The 661-nt window shown below is 28.1% G+C and carries 1 protein-coding gene; it reads right to left on the bottom strand.

Annotated elements, in window-relative coordinates; all coding sequences use genetic code 11:
- Window positions 1–36 precede the first annotated feature (36 nt).
- Window positions 37–661 (bottom strand): hypothetical protein (locus tag IEV77_RS17410; protein ID WP_188467190.1); only part of this gene is annotated, 625 nt, incomplete at its 5' end.

Genomic DNA, 661 nt, shown 5'->3' with positions numbered 1-661 from the left:
ATTATACACGGTGTTGTGTGTTCGTTTTTTTTAAATTCAGATTATTAACCAACCTTCTTTTAAAAAGGTCAATTTAGAATTCTCTATAAAATCTTTCAGTTCTGTATTTTTATCAGCAGTTTCATTAGTCAATTCAAATATATAAACTTGTGGATTAGCTGACTTTGGTCTGCCTAACCAAAATCGAAATCGTTTAATTTTTGGTGAGTCAGAAAGAAAATTAAGTTCTTCTAAATTCGTTATAGTTAGATTATCTCCTCTACTCATTTCGTAGAAGTATCTCTGTGTAGCAGAAAGAGAATCAAGTTCCTTTTCCGATTTACGTTTTTCAGTTGTAAATCCGCTAATTAGTTGAGGATATATTATTCCTTTTTTAAATATCAGTTTTAAAGTTTCATTTACTCCATAAATATTGAAAGATTTATTGTCATAAATAAATTCAGTTTCTTCTTTTTCAACGATTTCATTACTATATGTTTCATAAGAAAGTTTTTTGTACTCTTTTTTGAATAATTCTTGAGTCCAATAATTTTCTTGTTCTCCTTGATTCTTAAAAGGCGGTTTTAATTCAGTCCATTTTTCGGTTTTTACCTTTTCAGGATTGCTTTGAGATTTGCAACCAATTGAGAAAGTCAGAAGTAAGATTATTGCAAATAATTTC

Source organism: Xanthomarina arctica (genome assembly GCF_014638915.1).
Lineage (GTDB): Bacteria > Bacteroidota > Bacteroidia > Flavobacteriales > Flavobacteriaceae > Xanthomarina > Xanthomarina arctica.
The sequence above is the reverse complement of the archived record's forward strand: the minus strand, read 5'-3'. Positions and strand labels throughout refer to the sequence as shown.